We start from the raw sequence: 19,143 nt of genomic DNA, 5'->3' as shown, positions 1-19,143 counted from the left end.
ATCTTTTATTTTGATCTCGTTCATGAAACTTTAGTCAAAATAATTATAGCTTTGCTTTGCTGAAATTTTCTGCGTATCAGATGTTGTCGACTGCGCTTGTTGTAGTTGTTTTTTCGTTGCTTGTAATTCTGCCTGATAAGCAGCTTCTAATTCTGCTCGTTCATTTCGGAATGTTCGTTGTTGTTCTTCCTTTGCTTCAGCAATTTTTTTATCAAGATTTTCTTGATAATCTGATAGTTCCTGCTTTAATTGTTTGATTTGTTTTTTCTGTTGCCATAAAGTGGTTGATGCAGTAACAAAAACAATCAATGCACCAATAATCGCCGAACCAATGATAACTAAAATCAATGGTGCAGAAAATGAAGCAATCCCAAAGTTAACAGGAACATTTCTGTTGTTTAATACAGCAAATACGACAATAATCAAGACAAGCAAAAATCCAATAATCACACTACTTTGTTTTTTCATACTCTTTCACCTACTTTTTATTAAAAATCCCACTTGCGAGGTAGTCGCCAATAGTCGGAAAGAGAGTGTAAAATTTAGCCGCTATTTCAAGAAGGACAGGACGATTCACTTCACGCTTTGGATGTTCCATTGTTCGTACAATTGTTTTTGCTAGTTTCTCCGGTTCTAAAACAAGTTGACTAACTTTTTCTAAATAACTGCCGGTAGGATCAGCTTTATCAAAAAATTCAGTAGCAACCGGTCCTGGATTCACCGTAGTGACTGCCACTCCAAGTGGTCTTAATTCTAATCGTAAGGCATTAGAAAAGCCTAAGACAGCAAATTTTGTTGCTGAATAGATCGTTGATTTCGCCGTCGCCATTTTCCCAGCCATTGAAGCGATATTGATGATATGTCCTTGCCTTCTTTCAGCCATATCAATCGCAAATTTTTGGGTTAAGACCATCATACCTAGTACATTTACTTCAAACATATCGTAAGCTTTTCCTAAATCGAAAGTTAAAAAATCTTCAAAAATGCCAAAGCCGGCATTATTGACTAACACATCTACACGTCCGACTGTTTGCATCACTTGTTCATAGAGCCGATCGACGCTGTCAGGATCACTCACATCTACTGGAAAAGCATAGGCTTCCTTTCCGCTTAATCTCTGACATTCTGCTTTAACCTCATCAATCAATTGGCTGCGTCGAGCACAAGCAATGACGATAGCACCTTTTTTTGCAGCTTCATAACAGATTTGAGCGCCCAATCCACCAGAACTACCGGTTACTAAGACAACTTTATTTTCTAAATTCATTCTTTTCCTCCTCACGAAATGGAATATCGACAGTATCAAAATCTCTCATGATCCTTGTATTTGCAAAGACCTCACGTGCCTCTTCTTCTAGTTCTTGCGCAGCTTTTCCTAAATAGCGCGCACTAATATGGGTTAATAACAAACTTTTCGCTGCTGCTTCTTTAGCTACTTCAGCCGCTTGATAAGTCGTCGAATGGAAGTAGTTCTTTGCCAGCTTGGCTTCATTTTTGTTAAACGTACTTTCATGAACCAAAACATCACAGTCTTGGGCCAACACGACTGAATTTGCTGTCTTCCTCGTATCACCTAAAATCGTAACGATCCGCCCTTTTTTGTCTGGTCCCACAAACTGCTTCCCGTCCACAACCCTTCCATCAGGTAATTGAACAGATTCTCCTTTTTTCAACTTTCCATATATTGGTCCAGCCGGAATATTCAGTTCTTGTAATTTTTCAACTTGAAGCTCTCCTTTATGGTCATGTTCCACAATCCGAAAGCCATAGCTGGCAATTCCATGATCTAATTTTTTAGTATAGACAGAAAAATGCTGATCTTGAAAAATCGGCTGATCTTCAACTAACTCGATGAATTTCAACGGATAGCCTAAACGTGTTTGCGAAACAGCTAACGAAGTTTTGACAAATGTCTCGATTCCTTTTGGTCCGTAGATCTCCAAGGGCGTATCTCCACCTTGGAATGAACGACTGCTTAACAAGCCTGGCAACCCAAAGATATGGTCACCATGTAAGTGAGTAATAAATATCTTTTCAATCTTTCTTGGACGAATGTTGGTACGTAAGATTTGCATTTGCGTTCCTTCACCACAGTCAAATAACCAGACTTCATTTCTTTCATCCAAAAGTTTTAATGCAATACTGGTAACGTTTCGATGTTTGGCAGGTACCCCTGCACCAGTTCCTAAAAATTGTAATTCCATAATCTACCTGACTTTCTTTAAACTCACTATTAATTTTATGGGAAATGTGTCGGATAATCAACCGAAAGTCCGTATTGCTTCCTAAATAATTGCATTTTTATTGGTACTAAAAAAAGAAAAACGCCTTTTTCACGCGTTTCTCTTTCTTTATTCTGTTCGTCTCTTTATTGAGGATGTTTGTCTTTCCACGATTTCCGTGCCGTTTCTTGTGTTTGTTTTTCGACTTCTTTGGCAGCGTGGACGTCTTCTTCGACCTCTTCATAATCTAAGCGAGTAATTTCGCCACCTAAATCCATCATGACTAATTGGTTCAAAGGACGATTATCTTCTTCTTCAGCAATCAAAATCAAACCGGTTGCTCCTTCGCCAATTTTATTGCCCACAAAATCAAAAACTGTCTGAGCATCTTGGATTTCCTTGGCATCCTGCGTAGCACCGATCATCCCGCCAGCAAACCAGCCTAAAAGAATCCCTAGTGGGCCTCCCAAGACACCGACTAACATTCCGATTAAACCACCTTTTGAAGATTTATTGTTTCCAGTAAAATCCAAAAAATCCTCTATTTTGAATTGATGCGTTCCATTAGGATCATGACTAATCACTGCCATTTGTTCACCCTTGATGGCACGAGAAGCGTGTAATCGTTTGATTTCAGAAAATGCTTGGTAAGCTTGACTCTCTACAGGGAAATTCAAAATAATCACTCGTTTGCTCATAAAAACACTCCTCTATTCATTTTCTTTATTCTAACTTTTATTTTAAAAAAACAAAAGGAAAAACCCTTTAATAAATAACACATAAGAAATATAAATTTTTCCTATTAAAAAATCTTTCTGGATACTATTGGTGATAGCTTAAAAATTTTTACCAAAAGACAAATCCTACCATTGCTTAAACCAAAAAAGCGCCAAACCATTTTTCTGGTTTGACGCTTTGTTGATATTGAGTGTTAACATGGGCTCTTTTCATGAGCATACGTAATCTTATTCGACAAACTCAAATTCAAATTCACCAATTCTCACTAGATCGCCATCTTTTGCTCCACGGGCACGTAAAGCTTCGTCAACGCCCATTCCTCTCAACTGACGAGCAAAACGCATAACAGTTTCATCGTGATCGAAATTCGTCATTTGGAATAGTTTCTCAATTTTTTCTCCTGATAAGATCCAAGTAGCATCAGGATCGCGATCGATTTTAAATTCTGGCCCTTCTGGATTGAATCCATATTGAACTGTTTCTTCTTCGATTTCTTCATCATATAACGGAAACTCTGGTGTTACTTCTAGAAGATCCGCTGTCGCATTCAGCAATGGATCAATGCCTTTTCTTGTTACTCCTGAAACTGGAAAAATCGGCATATCGTCTGCAAATTCATCTGTTTTTTCTTTATTAAGCTGCTCTTTGAATTTTTTCAAATTTTCTTCTGCGTTTGGCATGTCCATTTTATTGGCTACAATTATTTGAGGTCGTTCCAATAAACGAAGATTGTAAGTAGACAATTCATGGTTGATCGCCAAATAGTCTTCGTAAGGATCTCTGCCTTCCATCCCACTCATATCAATCACATGTAAAATAACACGAGTACGTTCGATATGACGTAAAAACTGCGTTCCTAAGCCAACACCTTGAGAAGCTCCTTCAATCAATCCAGGAAGGTCCGCTGCTGCAAAACTGCGTCCATCGCTAGTTGTTACCATACCAAGATTTGGTACTAATGTCGTGAAATGGTACGCACCGATTTTAGGCCGAGCAGAAGAAATAACTGAAAGCAGCGTTGATTTACCTACAGATGGAAAGCCAACCAGCCCAACATCAGCCAAGACTTTTAGTTCTAATTCGATTCTGCGTTCTTGACCTGGTTCGCCGTTTTCTGCAATTTCTGGTGCTGGGTTTCGTGGAGAAGCAAAGCGGATGTTTCCTCGTCCCCCTCGACCGCCTTTAGCAACAACTAAGGTTTGACCATTTTCAATCAAATCGCCTAACAAAGCGCCTGTTTCAGCATCACGGACAGTCGTTCCTTGAGGGACTTTTACATAAGTATCTTCTGAACCCCGACCGTGCATCCCTTTACTCATTCCGTTTTCTCCTGGCTGTGCTTTAAAATGGCGATTGAAACGAAAATCCATTAATGTACGTAAACCTTCATCAACGATCAAAATGACGTCACCGCCACGACCGCCGTCACCACCAGCAGGTCCTCCATCAGGTACATATTTTTCTCTGCGAAAAGCGACCATTCCGTCGCCGCCTTTACCGGCCTTCACATCGATGGTTACTTGATCTAAAAACATGGACATCTTTAAGTCCTCCTATTTTAATTATCTATTATTCATTTGACTGCCTGAATTTCCACAATAAACAAAAGTCTTATTTATTTTATCGGTCAAAAGCTATTTTGTCTATCGTTTCAATTAAACTTTCCAGGTTTTGTTCATTTTTTCTATTCTACTTAAGGAAATTGTTTCAAAGATCTCCTAGTGCTTTTCACCTCTCAGACCATTTTATCACTTTACTTTTGTAAGTATCTTTTTTTGACAAATTTTGTGAACAGGAGGAAAATGACAGTGTATTAATCAAGGATGCGAAGTTTGCACCCTCAATATCACTAAAGAAGGAACTTTTGATTATGACAGTAAAAGTAGGTATTAACGGATTTGGACGTATTGGACGTTTAGCTTTCCGCCGAATCAAAGAAGTATCTGATGATATTGAAGTCGTAGCAATCAATGACTTAACTAGCCCAACAATGTTGGCACAGTTGCTACAATTTGATTCAACTCATGGAACCTATCCCGGTACAGTTACTGCAACAGAAGACTCAATCGTAGTAGATGGTGAAGAAACGCGTGTCTATGCTGAACCAGATGCAAGTAAAATCCCTTGGGTTAAAGAAAACGGGGTCGATATCGTACTGGAATGTACTGGTTTTTATACTTCGGAAGAAAAAGCACAAGCCCATTTGAACGCTGGGGTAAAACGTGTAGTGATCTCTGCTCCTGCTGGTGCAATGAAAACTATCGTATACAATGTAAATGATGATACGTTAGATGCTAATGATAAAATCATTTCGGCAGGCTCTTGTACGACAAACTGTTTAGCACCGATGGCTTATTTCTTAAATAATGAATTTGGTATCGAAGTGGGGACTATGACTACCGTTCATGCTTATACTTCTACACAAATGTTATTAGACGGACCAGTAAAAGGTGGAAATTTACGGGCAGCTCGATCAGCAGCTGACAACACGATCCCTCACTCAACAGGTGCGGCAAAAGCAATTGGCTTAGTTATTCCAGAGCTTCAAGGGAAATTGCAAGGTCACGCACAACGAGTACCTGTAGTGGATGGTTCATTAACAGAACTAGTTTCCATTTTAAAAACAAAAGTGACCGCTGAACAAGTGAACGAAGCGATCAAGAAACATACCGAAGACAATCCATCATTTGGTTACGATGATCGTCAAATCGTCTCTGGTGACGTAATCGGTACCACACAAGGTTCGATTTTCGATCCAACTCAAACAGAAGTCACAACGGCTGGCGATTACCAACTCGTAAAAACCGTTGCTTGGTATGACAATGAATATGGTTTCACTTGCCAAATGATCCGTTTGTTGGAAAAATTTGCTAATCTTTAATCACCAAAAAATCACATGTTTTCAAAGATAGAAAATAGAGACCGTTTGAACGACTCGTTGAGTGGTTCAAACGGTCTCTTTATCTAGTTCTTCTAAACTGGTTCAAAAAGAACGAGTGATGGTAAACCTTATCATCTCTCTTGATCAAAGATAGAATTTTTATAAACATCCCTTATTTGCGAATTACTAGCTCGTGTTTTTTTCACTTTCTTTTGAGCAAAGTGTTCTGGATAAGCTATTTTCAATGCTCTTTCTTCTCCTAAATTATTCGCTAACTCTGTATTTTTTCCACTCAATTTCTCAAGATCATTAATATAAACATAACGCCCTAACTGCATTGTACTTGAAAAAATAGCAAAATCTACTGCGGCAGAAAAATGATGAAATCCCTGTTTTGATTTTAAATAAGCACTTTGATCAATGATATAATCTGTAACTTTTCCTCCATTGCTAATTAAAGATAAATCCCTTTGAAGGATAAAGTCACTTTTGTTCTTATCGTTGCTCTTATTGAGTGCTTGTGCTAGTTCTGATAGGTTAGATTTAGAAATTTCAAATTCATGTACACAAGGTAACAGACCATTTACTTGCGTTCTTTTTTGATAGTAACCTGTGGGATCAACCACTGAAACGATAAAGTTCCCGAAAGTATTTTTCCGTATCACACAACCAAGATTCTGTTTTTCATGAGGACCCTTGTCCTTCAACTTGATCTGAATATCATGAGAAGTAACTAGAAAAGAAGTTGGATCGCCTGGCATTAATCGAGAGAGTTCTTGTACAATCGAATTTTTTTCTAACTGATAATACTTACTATATTGAAGTGAACGGCTAATTGCTGCCACTTCATTTGGCAGAACAATCCCTCTTGACTGTTTTAATTGTTCTTCTGCTTTCTCAAATATTTCTTTTGGTTCCCGCAGCTCAGCTAGGTAAATCCCTCTGTCTTCTACTTCTACTGAATCTTGTCTATACGGCGATTTTCTTTGTTGAGAAGTTGTGAGTATTGTATCTTCAATTTTTGTTTTCCAATTCTTATCCATATTTTCCACTTGTTCAGTTTTATTATGTACAATAACCATCGAATGAAGAAGATCTTCCGAATATTGTAATTGGTTCATCCTCTTAAGTGCTGCGTAATGAAACTCATTCATCAAACGTTTATGATTATTTTGTTGAGTTGCTGGTGTAAGATTGAAGTAATCCATTGGGGGCTTCGTTTGTTCATCAATTGCCTTCCCCTTCTGATCTTGTATTTGACCGTTCTTTTGAACATCCTCATGAATTTGATCAATAGCATTCCCATAAAAAATGTAGTCAACAGTGTAATATAGTTGCGGAAGTAAGAAATGAAATTTTTTTGAATGTGATATATTCTTTGCCGTTTCTTTTATTTCTTGTTTATTCCTAAGATTCTCAAATTTATCCACTAGTGTAGTCATATTCTCATGGCTAGAGTGTAATGGCGTGCCCAATAGATTGGCTAACTCTTTGGTTTTGTCTTGATCGATTGCGCATTTGCGAATCGTGAGCTCTTGGTCATTCGAAGTTACCAATGTAACGAGATATTTATTGTTTTGATTTTGGATAATTGCTCCTGTTAAACTAGTGTATACAGGCTCGTTTTCAGTGGTGTCCTTAATCAACTCTTTTTCCTCTTTATGTAACGGTCTCCCACTTAGGAGTGGTAATACGAGAAAACGAGCTTTATCTCCACTTAAGTGTAAGAGTTCTTGTTCTATTTTTTGTGTATCTTGGATAGCATCGCTACTCCGTTCGAATGAATCGTACATTGTAAACTGACCTTTTTCTTCAACTAAACTTGTTATGTTAGGATCGGCACTCACGTTGATCATATGACCCCAAATTTTCAAATTCTCTTTAAACATCTCTTTCGTCTCATTCAAATCAGGAATATGCCGAATATCTCCAACTGGAAGATCAAAAAATTGTTCATACATTTTGAAATTCCCAAATTTGTCTTGCTTATTTACTTCAATCGAAGGTTTTTTTTTGAACAAACGTTTTGTGCGGTTCAAAATTGAATGTTTAGTATCTTTAGAGGATATTGAATTGACTAATAATCGTGCGCGCAAAGCTTGTTCTAGTTCTAGTTTATTTGCCAGTGGCATTTTTTCGCTCCCTTTCTTGAGATCATTTTTTATAATAAAAATCGTTTTGTGCGGTTGATTCGCTTTTTTTCATGAAACGATTTTATATCCGTTTTTATGTCAAAAAGGCTCCTAAATTCATTTTCTCTATTTTCATTCTTCACAATGTATTTTTCGATAATGACAGAAAGGTTCCTCTTTGCCTATTCTTGATTTTCGTTCGTTTTTTTGTCTGATTTATGTAAAATTCTCAACTATATATGTAAGCAGTCACCCATATTTCTATTGTGAACGGATGACTGCCGGTAAATAAAAAGAATGAGTTCTCTCTATTAGAATCCTAAAATTATTTTTGTATTATCTATTAGCAAACAACTCATTGGACATATTTTGCTAAAAACTCTTTGACGGTTTGCTGATACTTTTCTGGGTCTGCCTGATACGCTTTTGCGTGTTCGGCTCCCTTGACCACGTATTTTTCTTTTGGTCCCTTTGTTGCAGCATATACTTTTGCTAACATATTATAGGGAACGAATGTATCCGCATCACCATGGATAAATAACATTGGTTTCGTATTTTTAGTTAATTGATCAACGGCACTTGCTTCCCCAAAAAAATACCCTGCTCGAATTTTTGTAATCAAGCTAGTCACTTGGATCAATGGAAAAGAAGGTAAGTTGAACATATCTTTTAGTTGATATGCAAGTTCTTCATCAACTGACGAATACCCACAGTCTTCGATGATCGCTTTCACGTTATTTGGTAGCTTCTCACCGCTCGTCATCATCACAGTTGCAGCACCCATACTTACTCCATAAAGTACGATTTGTTGCGACTGCCCTGTTTCTGCTAAGATTTTATCGATCCATTGGACGTAATCTTTTCGCTCTGGCCAACCGAATCCGATATAATCCCCTTCACTACGCCCGTGGCCTCGAGCATCTGGAACTAACACATTGTAGCCTAAATCATGAAACATTTTTGCATAATTTGCCATTGTTTCTGCATTCCCCATATAACCATGGGCAACAATAACTGTTTTATCACTTTTCTTTTCTGCTGGCAGATAGATCGCAGACAATTTCAAATGATCTGTTGATGTTAGATGCCAGTAAGTGCGATTCTCTTTCTGATTGAACCACTTTGTCGCCTCGTTTTCTTTTGTTGTTTGAGAAGTTCCCGGCGTATCGTTTTCTAAAAAATCCTTTTCTGATGGGACAACTGCATAATTATAAAAATAGTTGCCTGCAAATAATAGAACCACTATCACGACAATAGCAATTCCGATTACTATTTTTGTCAAAAGTTTCATCGCTTTCCTTCCTTATTCCATTATTAATACTAATTCTTGATTAAGTATAAACAAAGAAGTTATTCGATGCAATCCTTCCAAGAGTAAATATAAAGCTCCACATCACCCATTTCTCTTCAAATTTCATTTATAAATGGTTGTAAAAAAACCATCTTCACACAACTAATCTATCAAGATCAGTCTTGTTATCTCAGAGACATAACATCTTGACAAATTATTTAGACTAATCAATTTTTCAATCATTTTTACAAAAAAACTTCAAAACCAGTAGAATTCACCGGCTTTGAAGTTTCCCCGATGGTTCTTAGCTTTTAAACAAAAATAGTTTAAAAGTTAGGAACCATTATTTTTTATTTTCGATCATTTTAAAACTTGACCACGGTTTTAAGAAGTCTAATAAGAACAATTCATCTTCTGAAATACGTCCGACTACATTCACACGACCGTCATTTTTCATCTCTTTTAGCGCAATTTGAGTTTCACCTTTGTATTGGTCATACCCCACATTATCAATCAAGACATCCCCGCGAGACATGTCCCGGGTATTATGTGGTGGGAATGGTTTATCTTTATAGTAGATCCGTGTCATTGTTGAACGAAGGATATATTCTGAACGATCACCACGATAGCTGTGGAGATTATCAAACAAACAAATCCGTTCATCTTCGGTGATATCTTCTTCAACATCTACTTTCAATGTTGGATAATCTGCATTAAATGCTTCTGCCATCGCTTTTAGTTCTTCCTCGCTCGCATAAGCATTGCCGATAGAAATATCATCGATCAAACCCGTAAGCATCAAGTGCTTGACTTGTGTAGAAATCTCTAAGTTTCGATGATCTTCAAGCGAACACAAACCGTCTTGCGTTGGCCATGGTCCGAAATCAGCGGTTTGAGAATTGACGAATGCCATTGTATTCAAATTATAATTTCTAAATTTTTCTGAGCAATACACAAAATGATCATAACTCAAACCAGAATAGCGATGAGGGTAAAAATTATGAGACCCTAACAAATTATTAGTATTCGGAGAATAACTCATGATGTTGTCAACATAACTAGTTCCAGAACTCATATTGATCTCAATCTTAATACCGTATGGATTACGTGTCATTTTTGCTTCTTCAGCTCCCGTAAATCCGATATCTAAACGGATGCCGTACGCTCCCATCTTATGAAAAAAGGAAAGATCATCGTAGGATATCCCTAATTGTTCAAATAATGCTGGGTTGATATCTACCATAACTTCCATTCCTAATTGGTTCGCATATTCCACAACTTTAGAAAAATCAGCTAAAACCTTTTCTTTGTCATCTTCTATTTGTAATAAGCTAGTAAATACACGTTTGAATCCATATTTATGTGCTAAATCCAAATATGCTTTGTCCTTTTTGAACGTTGAACGTTCCGGATAAATCGAAATACCTAATTTTCCCATCAGTTGAATCCTCCCAAAATCTTTTTTGTATCCACTTACATTATAACAAAAGCGCTTTAAATGGTCTACACCTTTGAGAAAAGTGATCATAAACGAAGAAATTATGAGAAAAAGAATAGGTAAATTGAACATTATTTGTTATCATTATAGATAACAAACTGATTATCTTTGAAAGGAACCAAAAATGAAAACAAAAAAACTTCTTTTAAGTATGGGATTGGTTGCAACCCTACTATTTGCAGCAGGGTGTAATCAAAGTGAACCAAAAACAAACACTTCTGAAACAACAAGTTCAACAGAAAAAACAACGGAAAGCAGTACAAAAGAAAGTGTCGATTTAAACGCACTCCCTCTTCCTCAATTGAGCAATGAGGTCGCTGCCAATGAAGATCTGGTTGAGATGGTCACATCAAAAGGGACAATCAAAATGAAATTATTCCCTGAATTGGCCCCTAAAGCAGTTGAGAATTTTATGACACATGCTAAAGATGGCTATTACGATGGCTTGACTTTCCACCGAGTGATCAAAGATTTCATGATCCAAGGAGGCGATCCTAAAGGGGATGGTACTGGCGGTGAAAGTATTTGGGGCAAAGGATTTGAAACTGAAATATCTAACCAGCTTTACAACATCCGCGGAGCTTTATCCATGGCACGTGCCCAAGATCCTAACAGTAATGGGAGCCAATTCTTTATCGTCCAAAACTCAGATGATATGCATGACGGACTATTAAAAGATGATTACCCTCAAGCAATCATCAATGCGTATAAAAATGGTGGCTATCCTAGTTTAGATGGTGAATATACGGTCTTTGGACAAGTCATCGAAGGAATGGACGTTGTAGATAAAATCGCAGAGGTTGAAACAGATGCCTCAGATAAACCAAAAGAAGCGGTTAAAATTGAAAAAATCAACATCTTACAAGAAGCGAAAGAATCATAAGACGAATCATTAAGTAAAAGCCGAAGAATAACGAAAGGTACTCCATTGCCCTTCGCTGTTCTTCGGCTTTTACTGATAACTGGGTCCTTGTAAATTCTGCTTTTATAAAAAAAGCCGCTTTACCCAATTAAGCATCTTTGTTCACAATAAAAGTAAACTCACACTCACAAACTTTTTTATCCTCGACATAAGCCGCAGATAAAGCGGTCCCTACTGCACCCTTCATTTTTGTGATTTCAAAATGACATTTCATCACGTCACCAGGAACCACTTTCTGGCGAAATTTCGCTTTGTTAATCCCACCGATATACGCTCTTTTGCCTAAAAATTCTTCTGATTTTAAAATCAGAATCGATCCAGCTTGCGCTAAGGTTTCTAGAATCAATGCACCAGGCATTACTGGATTATCAGGAAAGTGTCCTTGGAAGAAATCTTCATTGATCGTTACATTTTTCGTTGCGACGATTTTCTTTCCTGGTTCTAAGGTATCGACATAATCGATATAGCATATTGGATAACGATTGGGAATCAAGTCCATTACTTCAGTAGCTGATAATACGTAAGACATAATATACTCCTTCTTTTGGCTAATTGCCTTGATTATTACTTTGATTATCAAAGTATCATATTCTTAAATTTTTAGCAATCTTTTTTTATTATTAAAAAAAATAGTTTGACAATCAAAGCATTTTGACTAATAATAGAAAATCAAGAGGTTATTATTTTGCAATTATTGTTTATTATACAACCTATTAAATCTTTTTAAGATCAAAGGAGTGTCAATATGTCTTTTTTAGAAGGAAAGAAAATCGTCATTATGGGCGTCGCAAATAAGCGAAGTATTGCTTGGGGTTGTGCCGAAGCAATGATGAAACAAGGTGCTGAGATCATCTATACTTATCAAAATGAACGCATGAAAAAATCATTGCTTAAATTAGTCGGCGAAGATGCCTTTACGGTGGAATGTGATGTATCAAGTGATGAAAGTATTGAAAAAGCAATGGATGCAATCGGCGAATATGCTGGAGAAATCCACGGCCTAGTACACGCGATCGCATACGCAAACAAAGAAGAATTATCAGGAAACGTATCCGATATCTCACGTGACGGCTATCAATTAGCGCAAGATATCAGTAGCTATTCATTAATCGCTGTAACAAAATATGCACAAAAGTATCTAGCACATAACAGCGGAATTGTAAGCATGTCTTATTTAGGATCAGAACGCGCTATTCCTAACTACAACATGATGGGAATTGCAAAAGCATCTTTAGAAGCAGCCATCCGTTACTTAGCTGCAGAACTATCTCCTAAAGGCATTCGTGTCAACGGTATTTCAGCTGGGGCGATCAAAACATTAGCGGTTACTGGCGTGAAAGATTACCAAAAATTGATCCAATTATCTGAATCACGTACACCAGATCAACAAGGTGTGACGATCGAAGAAGTCGGAAATGCCTGTGCCTTTTTAATTAGCCCATTATCAAGCGGAATGATTGGCGACATTGTTTATGTAGATAAAGGCGTCCACTTATCTTAAGAGAACCCTATTTACTTTAGTCATCCCATTTAAAACAACACGAATCGCTTTTTATTTAAGTAAGATAACGGAAAAATTCGTTTAACACTAACGAACTCACCGGTTTCAAATAAACTTTAAACGACGACCTACTATTGATAGGCTTATCAATATTGGGTCGTCTTATTTTGATTGATCCCTAAAGAAAATATGAGACCCAGACGATGATACGCATGAAATATGTCTATCTAGATTATTGTGACAGATTACAAGCCATTTGATTGTTAAAATATAAATAGTTTATATTTTAATATGAGTGAAATTGTATCTTCTATTTGGTGATGGATAAACTCTTCTAAAGTAGTATGTGGCAAGAAAGCTTGTAAAACTAATTTTATAAAAAAACTAGGACAGATCATCTATATCTGTCCTAGAAATCGTAGCATCTCTTTTTTATTAGATTATACTGTTGTTTATTCGACTACTTCGATCCAACCCTCAGGCGCTTCTACATCGCCAAACTGGATCCCTGTCAATTCATCATACAATCGTTTAGTTACAGGACCAACTTCTGTTTCGCTATGGAAAACATGTAAGTTATTTTGATAATAGATCCCTCCGATCGGTGAGATGACCGCTGCTGTGCCACACGCTCCTGCTTCGGCAAATTGGTCTAATTGATCAATAAAGATATCCCCTTCGACAGCAGTTAAGCCTAAACGCTCTTCAGCCAATTGTAAGAGTGAATATTTCGTGATACTTGGTAAAATCGATGGCGATTGCGGTGTGATAAATTGCCCATCTTTAGTAATACCAAAGAAATTCGCTGCACCGACTTCTTCAATTTTCGTGTGAGTAGCAGGATCTAAATACACGCAGTCTGAATAATCTAATTCCTTCGCTTGTGTACCTGGCAACAGACTAGCTGCATAGTTCCCTCCTACTTTTGCTGCCCCTGTTCCATTAGGTGCTGCCCGGTCGTACTCTGATACGATAAAGTTCGTTGGTTTCAAACCACCTTTAAAGTAAGCACCAACTGGTGTACAGAAAACGACAAATAAGTACTCTGGCGCTGGGTGCACACCAATGTTTTCACCGACACCAATCAGAAAAGGACGTAAGTATAATGTTGCGCCTGTTCCATAAGGTGGTACAAATGCTTCGTTCGCTTTGACTACGTCTTTCACAGCTTCAATGAACATTTTTTCTGGTACCATCGGCATCAATAACCGTCTAGCACTTTGATTCAAACGACGGCTGTTTTGATCTGGTCGAAAAAGATTGATCTTGCCATCTTTTCTTCGGTAAGCTTTTAATCCTTCAAAGCATTGTTGTCCATAATGAAGCGCTGGAGAACCTTCATGGATTGTTAAATAGTTGTCTTCCGTCAATTCTCCTTTTTCCCATTGACCATCTTTCCACTTTGCAACGTAACGCCAAGGAGTTTTGATATATGAGAAACCTAAATTATTCCAATCCAATTGCATATTCATTCCACCTATCTTTGTTTTGTGAATATTTTAGCACTATCCTTGAGGTTTGTCATTTTATTTTTTGGAAAATTTCTGAAATTTGAAACAGTTTTGCTGATTTTCTTTTTCCCTCGTTCTTGTTACAATACAGTAGTGAGTATATATTTTAGAAAAGGGGATCTTATGTTTTTACAACTAGCGACAACAGCAACCACTTCCACAGGTGAAACATTAACTGACCAAGCAGTCCACCAAGTGAATGCTTTCCAACGTTTCTGGAATACGATCGATTGGGATGCAATTTTTGCAACCTTTATCCAAAAAGGACTTTATTTAGTTTTTTTAATTCTTTTATTTGCCATACTTAACCGTGTCGGAAAATATTTAATTGATAAATCTTTTAAACAATATTCTAAGAAATCGGTTTTGAATGAAAGTCGTTTAAAAACGTTACACAGTCTGTTAAATACGATTTTCCAATACACGATGGGTTTTTTCTTTATTTATGCGATTTTATCCGTCATTGGTGTTCCGATTGGTTCATTGTTGGCAGGAGCGGGAATCGCTGGGGTAGCAATTGGATTGGGCGCACAAGGCTTTATGAGTGATGTGATTACCGGCTTTTTCATTATTATGGAACAACAAATGGATGTCGGAGATTATGTAAAATTAGCGAATCTGTCAATTGAAGGAACAGTGGCTTCTGTCGGTATTCGGACGTTACAGCTAAAAGCCGTAGACGGTACGGTCCACTTTATTCCCAATCGAAACATCACGACTATCAGCAACCTATCCAGAGCGAATATGCAAGTTCTACTTGATATTCGCATCGTGCCGGAAGAAGGCTATGATTCTATCTACGAAATCATCGATCGTGTAAATCAACGATTAGCTGAAAAATACCAAGACGACTTACAAACTGAACCAACAATTTTTGGATTAGTCGATTTAGGGAACAGTAATTTTGCGATTCGAACCATTTGTTATGCCTTGAATGGGAAACAATTTGTTTTGAAAGAAGAATTTTTGAGTTCTTATGTAAAAGAATTGACAACAGCAGGATTTACCATTCCTAACAGCCCGATCAGCTTGAAATAAAAAAGATTGAGACGATTCCTTACGCTTTCCATTAAATGACCTTAATGGAGAAATAAGTGTAATCAGTCTCAATCTTTTTTGCTTTAATCGTTAACTAACGATGTCTAACTTTTCTTTTAATTCTTCGACTTTAGGCGAAACAATGTTTCGTCGTTCCAATTCATGCACCATATAGTTGACTGCCTTTAGTAGTTCTTTTCGAGTAATGATCCCTTTAAAAACTTTGTCTTCTGTAACAACCGGTAGAAAAGGTGAATCAACTAATAAATGGAGAACTTCTTCTAGTTCCCAATTTTCATCGATCGTTGCAACATTCGTTTCCATTACATCTGCAACGGTTAATCCTTCTAATGGGTCCATACTGATCGTTTGTAGATCGATCATTTTATTGACGACATCAGATAAGCTAACTAATCCCACAAAACGGTCATCTTTTCCTAGTACAGGGATCTTCGTATAACCTACTTTCGATAAAACAAGCAAACCATGTGATAATGGATGTTGATACATGACATTCGCTACATTTTCAGCTGAGATCAAAAAAGTCTCTCGATTTTGTAGCAATAACTCTCTTACAATCGGTCCAATCATTGGAGGGCCTCCATTTCAATTTCATTTCAACATAATTATTTTACCGAAAACGGATGCAAAATTCATATAAAAAATCGAGATTTTAGTAAAAATTAGAGATTTTTTGCTTACAAGGAAAAAGTGAAAGCCAGTTCCTCGACAGGTTGATGCGCTCGATTATAATATTGAACATTGACTTGTTCTCCACTGTGTTCAATCAAGGCATAAGAAGGGATTTGGATCGGTCCTCGTGGTTGCGAAATGCTTCCAGGATTCAAATACAAGACCCCTTCTACTACCTCACAACCAATTTGATGCGTATGACCAAAAAAGACCATCGTTGCTTGGTTGGCTTGCGCTTCAAGCGCTAATTGAGTAAGACCAAAACGAACATTTGCCAAATGTCCATGAGTGATAAATATTTTATCTTTCCCAGTATCAACCCACTCTTTTTCAACAAATCCCGGTCCGAAATCACAATTTCCCTTGACTACATGGAAGTGCGTCCACAATTGATCTTCTGGCGATAATTCTGAATCGCCGCAGTGAAAGAAGAAATCCACTTTCGTTTGATAACGAGCAACTAGATCAGCTAAGATTTCCCGATCACCATGGTTATCACTGACAACTAAATAGTTCATTTGTTTTCACCTTCCAACCAGCTTTGCCATACTTGGCTCAATTTCTTCATTGCTTGTGCCCGGTGGCTTACTTGGTTTTTTTCTTCACTTGACATTTCGGCTGCAGTTTCAGTTGAACCGTCAGGAATAAATAGTGGATCATACCCAAAGCCGTTGTCTCCTCTTGGGATTCTTCCTACTTTTCCTGGCCATTGCGCTTCCACCACTAGACTTTCTTTATCCGGTGCAGCAAAAACCAAGGTGCAATGAAATTGCGCCGTTCTTTTCTCATCAGGAATCTCCGTCATCTCATAAAGTAATTTCGCATTGTTTCCTGCATCACTTTTGTGTTCACCGGCAAATCGTGCAGAGTAGATTCCTGGCATGCCGCCTAAAGCATCTACTTTCAAACCAGAGTCATCAGCTAATACAGGTTGATTCAACAAATAAGCAATCGTTTCCGCCTTCAGACGAGCATTTTCCTCAAACGTTGAACCAGTTTCTTCTACATCAGGTAATTCAGGATAGTCAAACAATGTTTTGACTTCATAACCAGCTTTGCCAAACATCGCTTTAAATTCTTCTGCTTTCCCAGCATTTTTGGTAGCAATAACGATCGTCTTCAAATCGTCCTCTCTTTCTGCTCGTTGCTCGAACAAGACATTTTTTTGTTCAAGAATCAATTGCTCAATCGCCGTTTTCCCATAAAAGAGCAGATCGTTTAATTGTTCTCCATCAAAGGTTGCTTCTTCCCCAGTTCCTTGAATCTCGACAAATTTGCCAGATTCAGTCATGACTAGATTCATATCGACTAACGCTGCAGCATCTTCTTCATAATCTAAATCTGCCACACATGTCTGATCGGGTAAAATCCCAACACTGATAGCAGCTAAATGTTCAATAACTGGATCTTCACGTAAAACTTTTGTTTGAAGTAACTTTTCGACTGCTAATTTTAACGCAATAAAAGCTCCTGTGATGCTTGCCGTTCTTGTCCCACCATCTGCTTGCAAAACATCGCAATCAATGATAATACTACGTTCGCCTAACTTTTTCAGATCAACGACCGCTCTTAACGAACGACCAATCAACCGTTGGATTTCCATTGTGCGTCCTGAAAGTTTTCCTTTGCTGCTTTCTCTTCGATTTCTAGTATGAGTCGCACGTGGCAACATGCTATATTCTGCTGTTACCCAACCAGTTCCTGTTTCTCTTAAAAATGGCGGAACGTTTTCTTCAATCGTAGCAGAACAATTGACGATCGTATCACCAAAGTGAATCATAACAGAACCTTCTGGATGTTTAAAAACATTTGTTTCAATCTTTATTTTTCTTAACTGCTGAGGTTGTCTTCCATCGTGACGCATCTGTTATTTTCCTCCTAATTCAATATGCTCAACATTCAACTGATCGAGCATCAACCAATCTTGTGCAATCTCTTTAAAAAGCTTAGCTGAACCAGTCGTATAGAATTGGCATAACGTCCGCCCCTCATTGACTGAATTGCTGATTTCAAAATAGTCCAGCAACATCGAAACTTCCCCGACAGTCTCTGCACCTGAATCGATTAATGTTACACTTTCTCCCATAACGTTTTGGATAATCGGACGTAACAAAGGGTAATGGGTACAACCCAATACTAATGTATCGATTTTCTTAGTAACCAATGGCGCTAGTGTCTGGGCAACGATTTTTTTTGCCACTGACGAATGATATTCATTACTTTCCACTACCGAAACGAATTTTGGACAAGCCAAACTAGTCACGGCAAGTTCAGGTACCTTCGTTTTCAGCGCTGTTTCATAAGCACGACTTTTGATCGTTCCGAGGGTTCCGATAATCCCTACTTGTTTATTTCTTGTTTGTTTAACAGCTGCTCTTGTCCCAGGTAAGATCACACCAATGACTGGAATAGGAAGTGCCGCCTTGATTTCTTCTAAAGCAACCGCAGTAGCAGTATTACAGGCAATCACTAACATTTTGATGTTTTGTTCCACCAAATGATTCGTCATTTCCCAAGTAAATTCGATCACTTGTTCTGCCGGTCTAGGACCATAGGGGCAACGGGCAGTATCTCCAACATATAAGATATTTTCATTTGGTAATTGTTTCAATGCTTCTTTGACCACCGTCAATCCACCAACACCTGAATCAATAAAACCAATCGGGCGATTATCAGTCAATAGTATCATCCTTTTTCTCAATAAATTCTATCTTCC

General features: G+C 37.7%; 18 protein-coding genes. 4 read left to right on the top strand and 14 right to left on the bottom strand.

Annotated features, from left to right (window positions below; translation table 11 throughout):
* Positions 1-30: 30 nt before the first annotated feature.
* The 5 genes from IGL28_RS06090 to obgE all read right to left on the bottom strand — a co-directional run bounded on the left by IGL28_RS06090 (position 31) and on the right by obgE (position 4,501).
* Entirely contained in the window at positions 31-468 is a 438-nt protein-coding gene (locus IGL28_RS06090) for a LapA family protein (protein WP_034697790.1), read from the bottom strand.
* Positions 469-478: 10 nt separating this feature from the next.
* Positions 479-1,267, bottom strand: a complete 789-nt coding sequence (locus IGL28_RS06085; protein WP_010737503.1) for an SDR family NAD(P)-dependent oxidoreductase — start codon at positions 1,265-1,267, stop codon at positions 479-481.
* Positions 1,251-2,204: a ribonuclease Z gene (gene rnz / locus IGL28_RS06080; RefSeq protein ID WP_081129017.1), complete on the bottom strand. Its 954-nt coding sequence runs from the start codon at positions 2,202-2,204 to the stop codon at positions 1,251-1,253. Before rnz ends, IGL28_RS06085 begins: the two co-directional genes overlap by 17 nt.
* Before the next feature lie 164 nt (positions 2,205-2,368).
* Positions 2,369-2,920, bottom strand: coding sequence for a hypothetical protein (locus IGL28_RS06075; protein ID WP_010737501.1), 552 nt, complete (start codon positions 2,918-2,920; stop codon positions 2,369-2,371).
* A 267-nt stretch (positions 2,921-3,187) separates the two neighbouring features.
* Positions 3,188-4,501 carry a GTPase ObgE gene (gene obgE / locus IGL28_RS06070; RefSeq protein WP_010719267.1) on the bottom strand — a complete coding sequence of 438 codons (1,314 nt, stop codon included), beginning with the start codon at positions 4,499-4,501 and terminating at the stop codon, positions 3,188-3,190.
* A 329-nt stretch (positions 4,502-4,830) separates the two neighbouring features.
* Here obgE and gap point away from each other — a divergent pair, with 329 nt between their 5' ends.
* Positions 4,831-5,841, top strand: a complete 1,011-nt coding sequence (gene gap / locus IGL28_RS06065) for a type I glyceraldehyde-3-phosphate dehydrogenase (RefSeq protein ID WP_010719268.1) — start codon at positions 4,831-4,833, stop codon at positions 5,839-5,841.
* A 131-nt stretch (positions 5,842-5,972) separates the two neighbouring features.
* Here the strand turns inward: gap and IGL28_RS06060 are convergent, their stop codons facing one another.
* The 3 genes from IGL28_RS06060 to IGL28_RS06050 form a co-directional block, all read right to left on the bottom strand.
* Complete coding sequence (locus tag IGL28_RS06060; protein ID WP_232088572.1) at positions 5,973-7,973, bottom strand: hypothetical protein; 2,001 nt, start codon at positions 7,971-7,973, stop codon at positions 5,973-5,975.
* Positions 7,974-8,328: 355 nt separating this feature from the next.
* Entirely contained in the window at positions 8,329-9,264 is a 936-nt protein-coding gene (locus IGL28_RS06055) for an alpha/beta hydrolase (RefSeq protein ID WP_053766076.1), read from the bottom strand.
* Between the two features lie 343 nt (positions 9,265-9,607).
* Positions 9,608-10,702, bottom strand: coding sequence for a DUF871 domain-containing protein (locus IGL28_RS06050; protein WP_010719272.1), 1,095 nt, complete (start codon positions 10,700-10,702; stop codon positions 9,608-9,610).
* A gap of 184 nt (positions 10,703-10,886) precedes the next feature.
* On the opposite strand from IGL28_RS06050, the gene IGL28_RS06045 reads away from it, so the two are divergent.
* Positions 10,887-11,645: a peptidylprolyl isomerase gene (locus IGL28_RS06045; RefSeq protein ID WP_010719273.1), complete on the top strand. Its 759-nt coding sequence runs from the start codon at positions 10,887-10,889 to the stop codon at positions 11,643-11,645.
* Between the two features lie 127 nt (positions 11,646-11,772).
* Here IGL28_RS06045 and fabZ read toward each other — a convergent pair whose 3' ends face one another.
* Positions 11,773-12,213, bottom strand: coding sequence for a 3-hydroxyacyl-ACP dehydratase FabZ (gene fabZ, locus IGL28_RS06040; protein WP_010719274.1), 441 nt, complete (start codon positions 12,211-12,213; stop codon positions 11,773-11,775).
* Positions 12,214-12,429: 216 nt separating this feature from the next.
* Between fabZ and fabI the strand changes: the two genes are divergently transcribed.
* The gene (gene fabI, locus IGL28_RS06035) at positions 12,430-13,185 is read left to right on the top strand and encodes an enoyl-ACP reductase FabI (RefSeq protein ID WP_010719275.1); all 756 of its coding nucleotides are present in this window, start codon (positions 12,430-12,432) and stop codon (positions 13,183-13,185) included.
* Positions 13,186-13,637: 452 nt separating this feature from the next.
* Here fabI and IGL28_RS06030 read toward each other — a convergent pair whose 3' ends face one another.
* Entirely contained in the window at positions 13,638-14,651 is a 1,014-nt protein-coding gene (locus tag IGL28_RS06030; RefSeq protein ID WP_010719277.1) for a branched-chain amino acid aminotransferase, read from the bottom strand.
* Positions 14,652-14,819: 168 nt separating this feature from the next.
* Between IGL28_RS06030 and IGL28_RS06025 the strand changes: the two genes are divergently transcribed.
* Positions 14,820-15,734, top strand: coding sequence for a mechanosensitive ion channel family protein (locus tag IGL28_RS06025; protein ID WP_034697771.1), 915 nt, complete (start codon positions 14,820-14,822; stop codon positions 15,732-15,734).
* A 90-nt stretch (positions 15,735-15,824) separates the two neighbouring features.
* Here the strand turns inward: IGL28_RS06025 and cbpB are convergent, their stop codons facing one another.
* The 4 genes from cbpB to racE form a co-directional block, all read right to left on the bottom strand.
* On the bottom strand, positions 15,825-16,325 hold the full coding sequence (gene cbpB / locus IGL28_RS06020; protein WP_010719279.1) for a cyclic-di-AMP-binding protein CbpB: 501 nt from the start codon (positions 16,323-16,325) through the stop codon (positions 15,825-15,827).
* Between the two features lie 107 nt (positions 16,326-16,432).
* Positions 16,433-16,945 (bottom strand): metallophosphoesterase, encoded by a 513-nt coding sequence (locus IGL28_RS06015; RefSeq protein WP_010719280.1) that lies wholly within the window; start codon positions 16,943-16,945, stop codon positions 16,433-16,435.
* Positions 16,942-18,291, bottom strand: a complete 1,350-nt coding sequence (gene rph, locus IGL28_RS06010; protein WP_010737495.1) for a ribonuclease PH — start codon at positions 18,289-18,291, stop codon at positions 16,942-16,944. The genes IGL28_RS06015 and rph overlap by 4 nt, the downstream gene beginning before the upstream one ends.
* Before the next feature lie 3 nt (positions 18,292-18,294).
* Positions 18,295-19,116: a glutamate racemase gene (gene racE, locus IGL28_RS06005; RefSeq protein ID WP_010737494.1), complete on the bottom strand. Its 822-nt coding sequence runs from the start codon at positions 19,114-19,116 to the stop codon at positions 18,295-18,297.
* Between the last annotated feature and the right edge of the window lie 27 nt (positions 19,117-19,143).

This window comes from Enterococcus sp. AZ077 (assembly GCF_051714965.1).
GTDB lineage: Bacteria > Bacillota > Bacilli > Lactobacillales > Enterococcaceae > Enterococcus_B > Enterococcus_B hirae.
The sequence above is the reverse complement of the archived record's forward strand: the minus strand, read 5'-3'. Positions and strand labels throughout refer to the sequence as shown.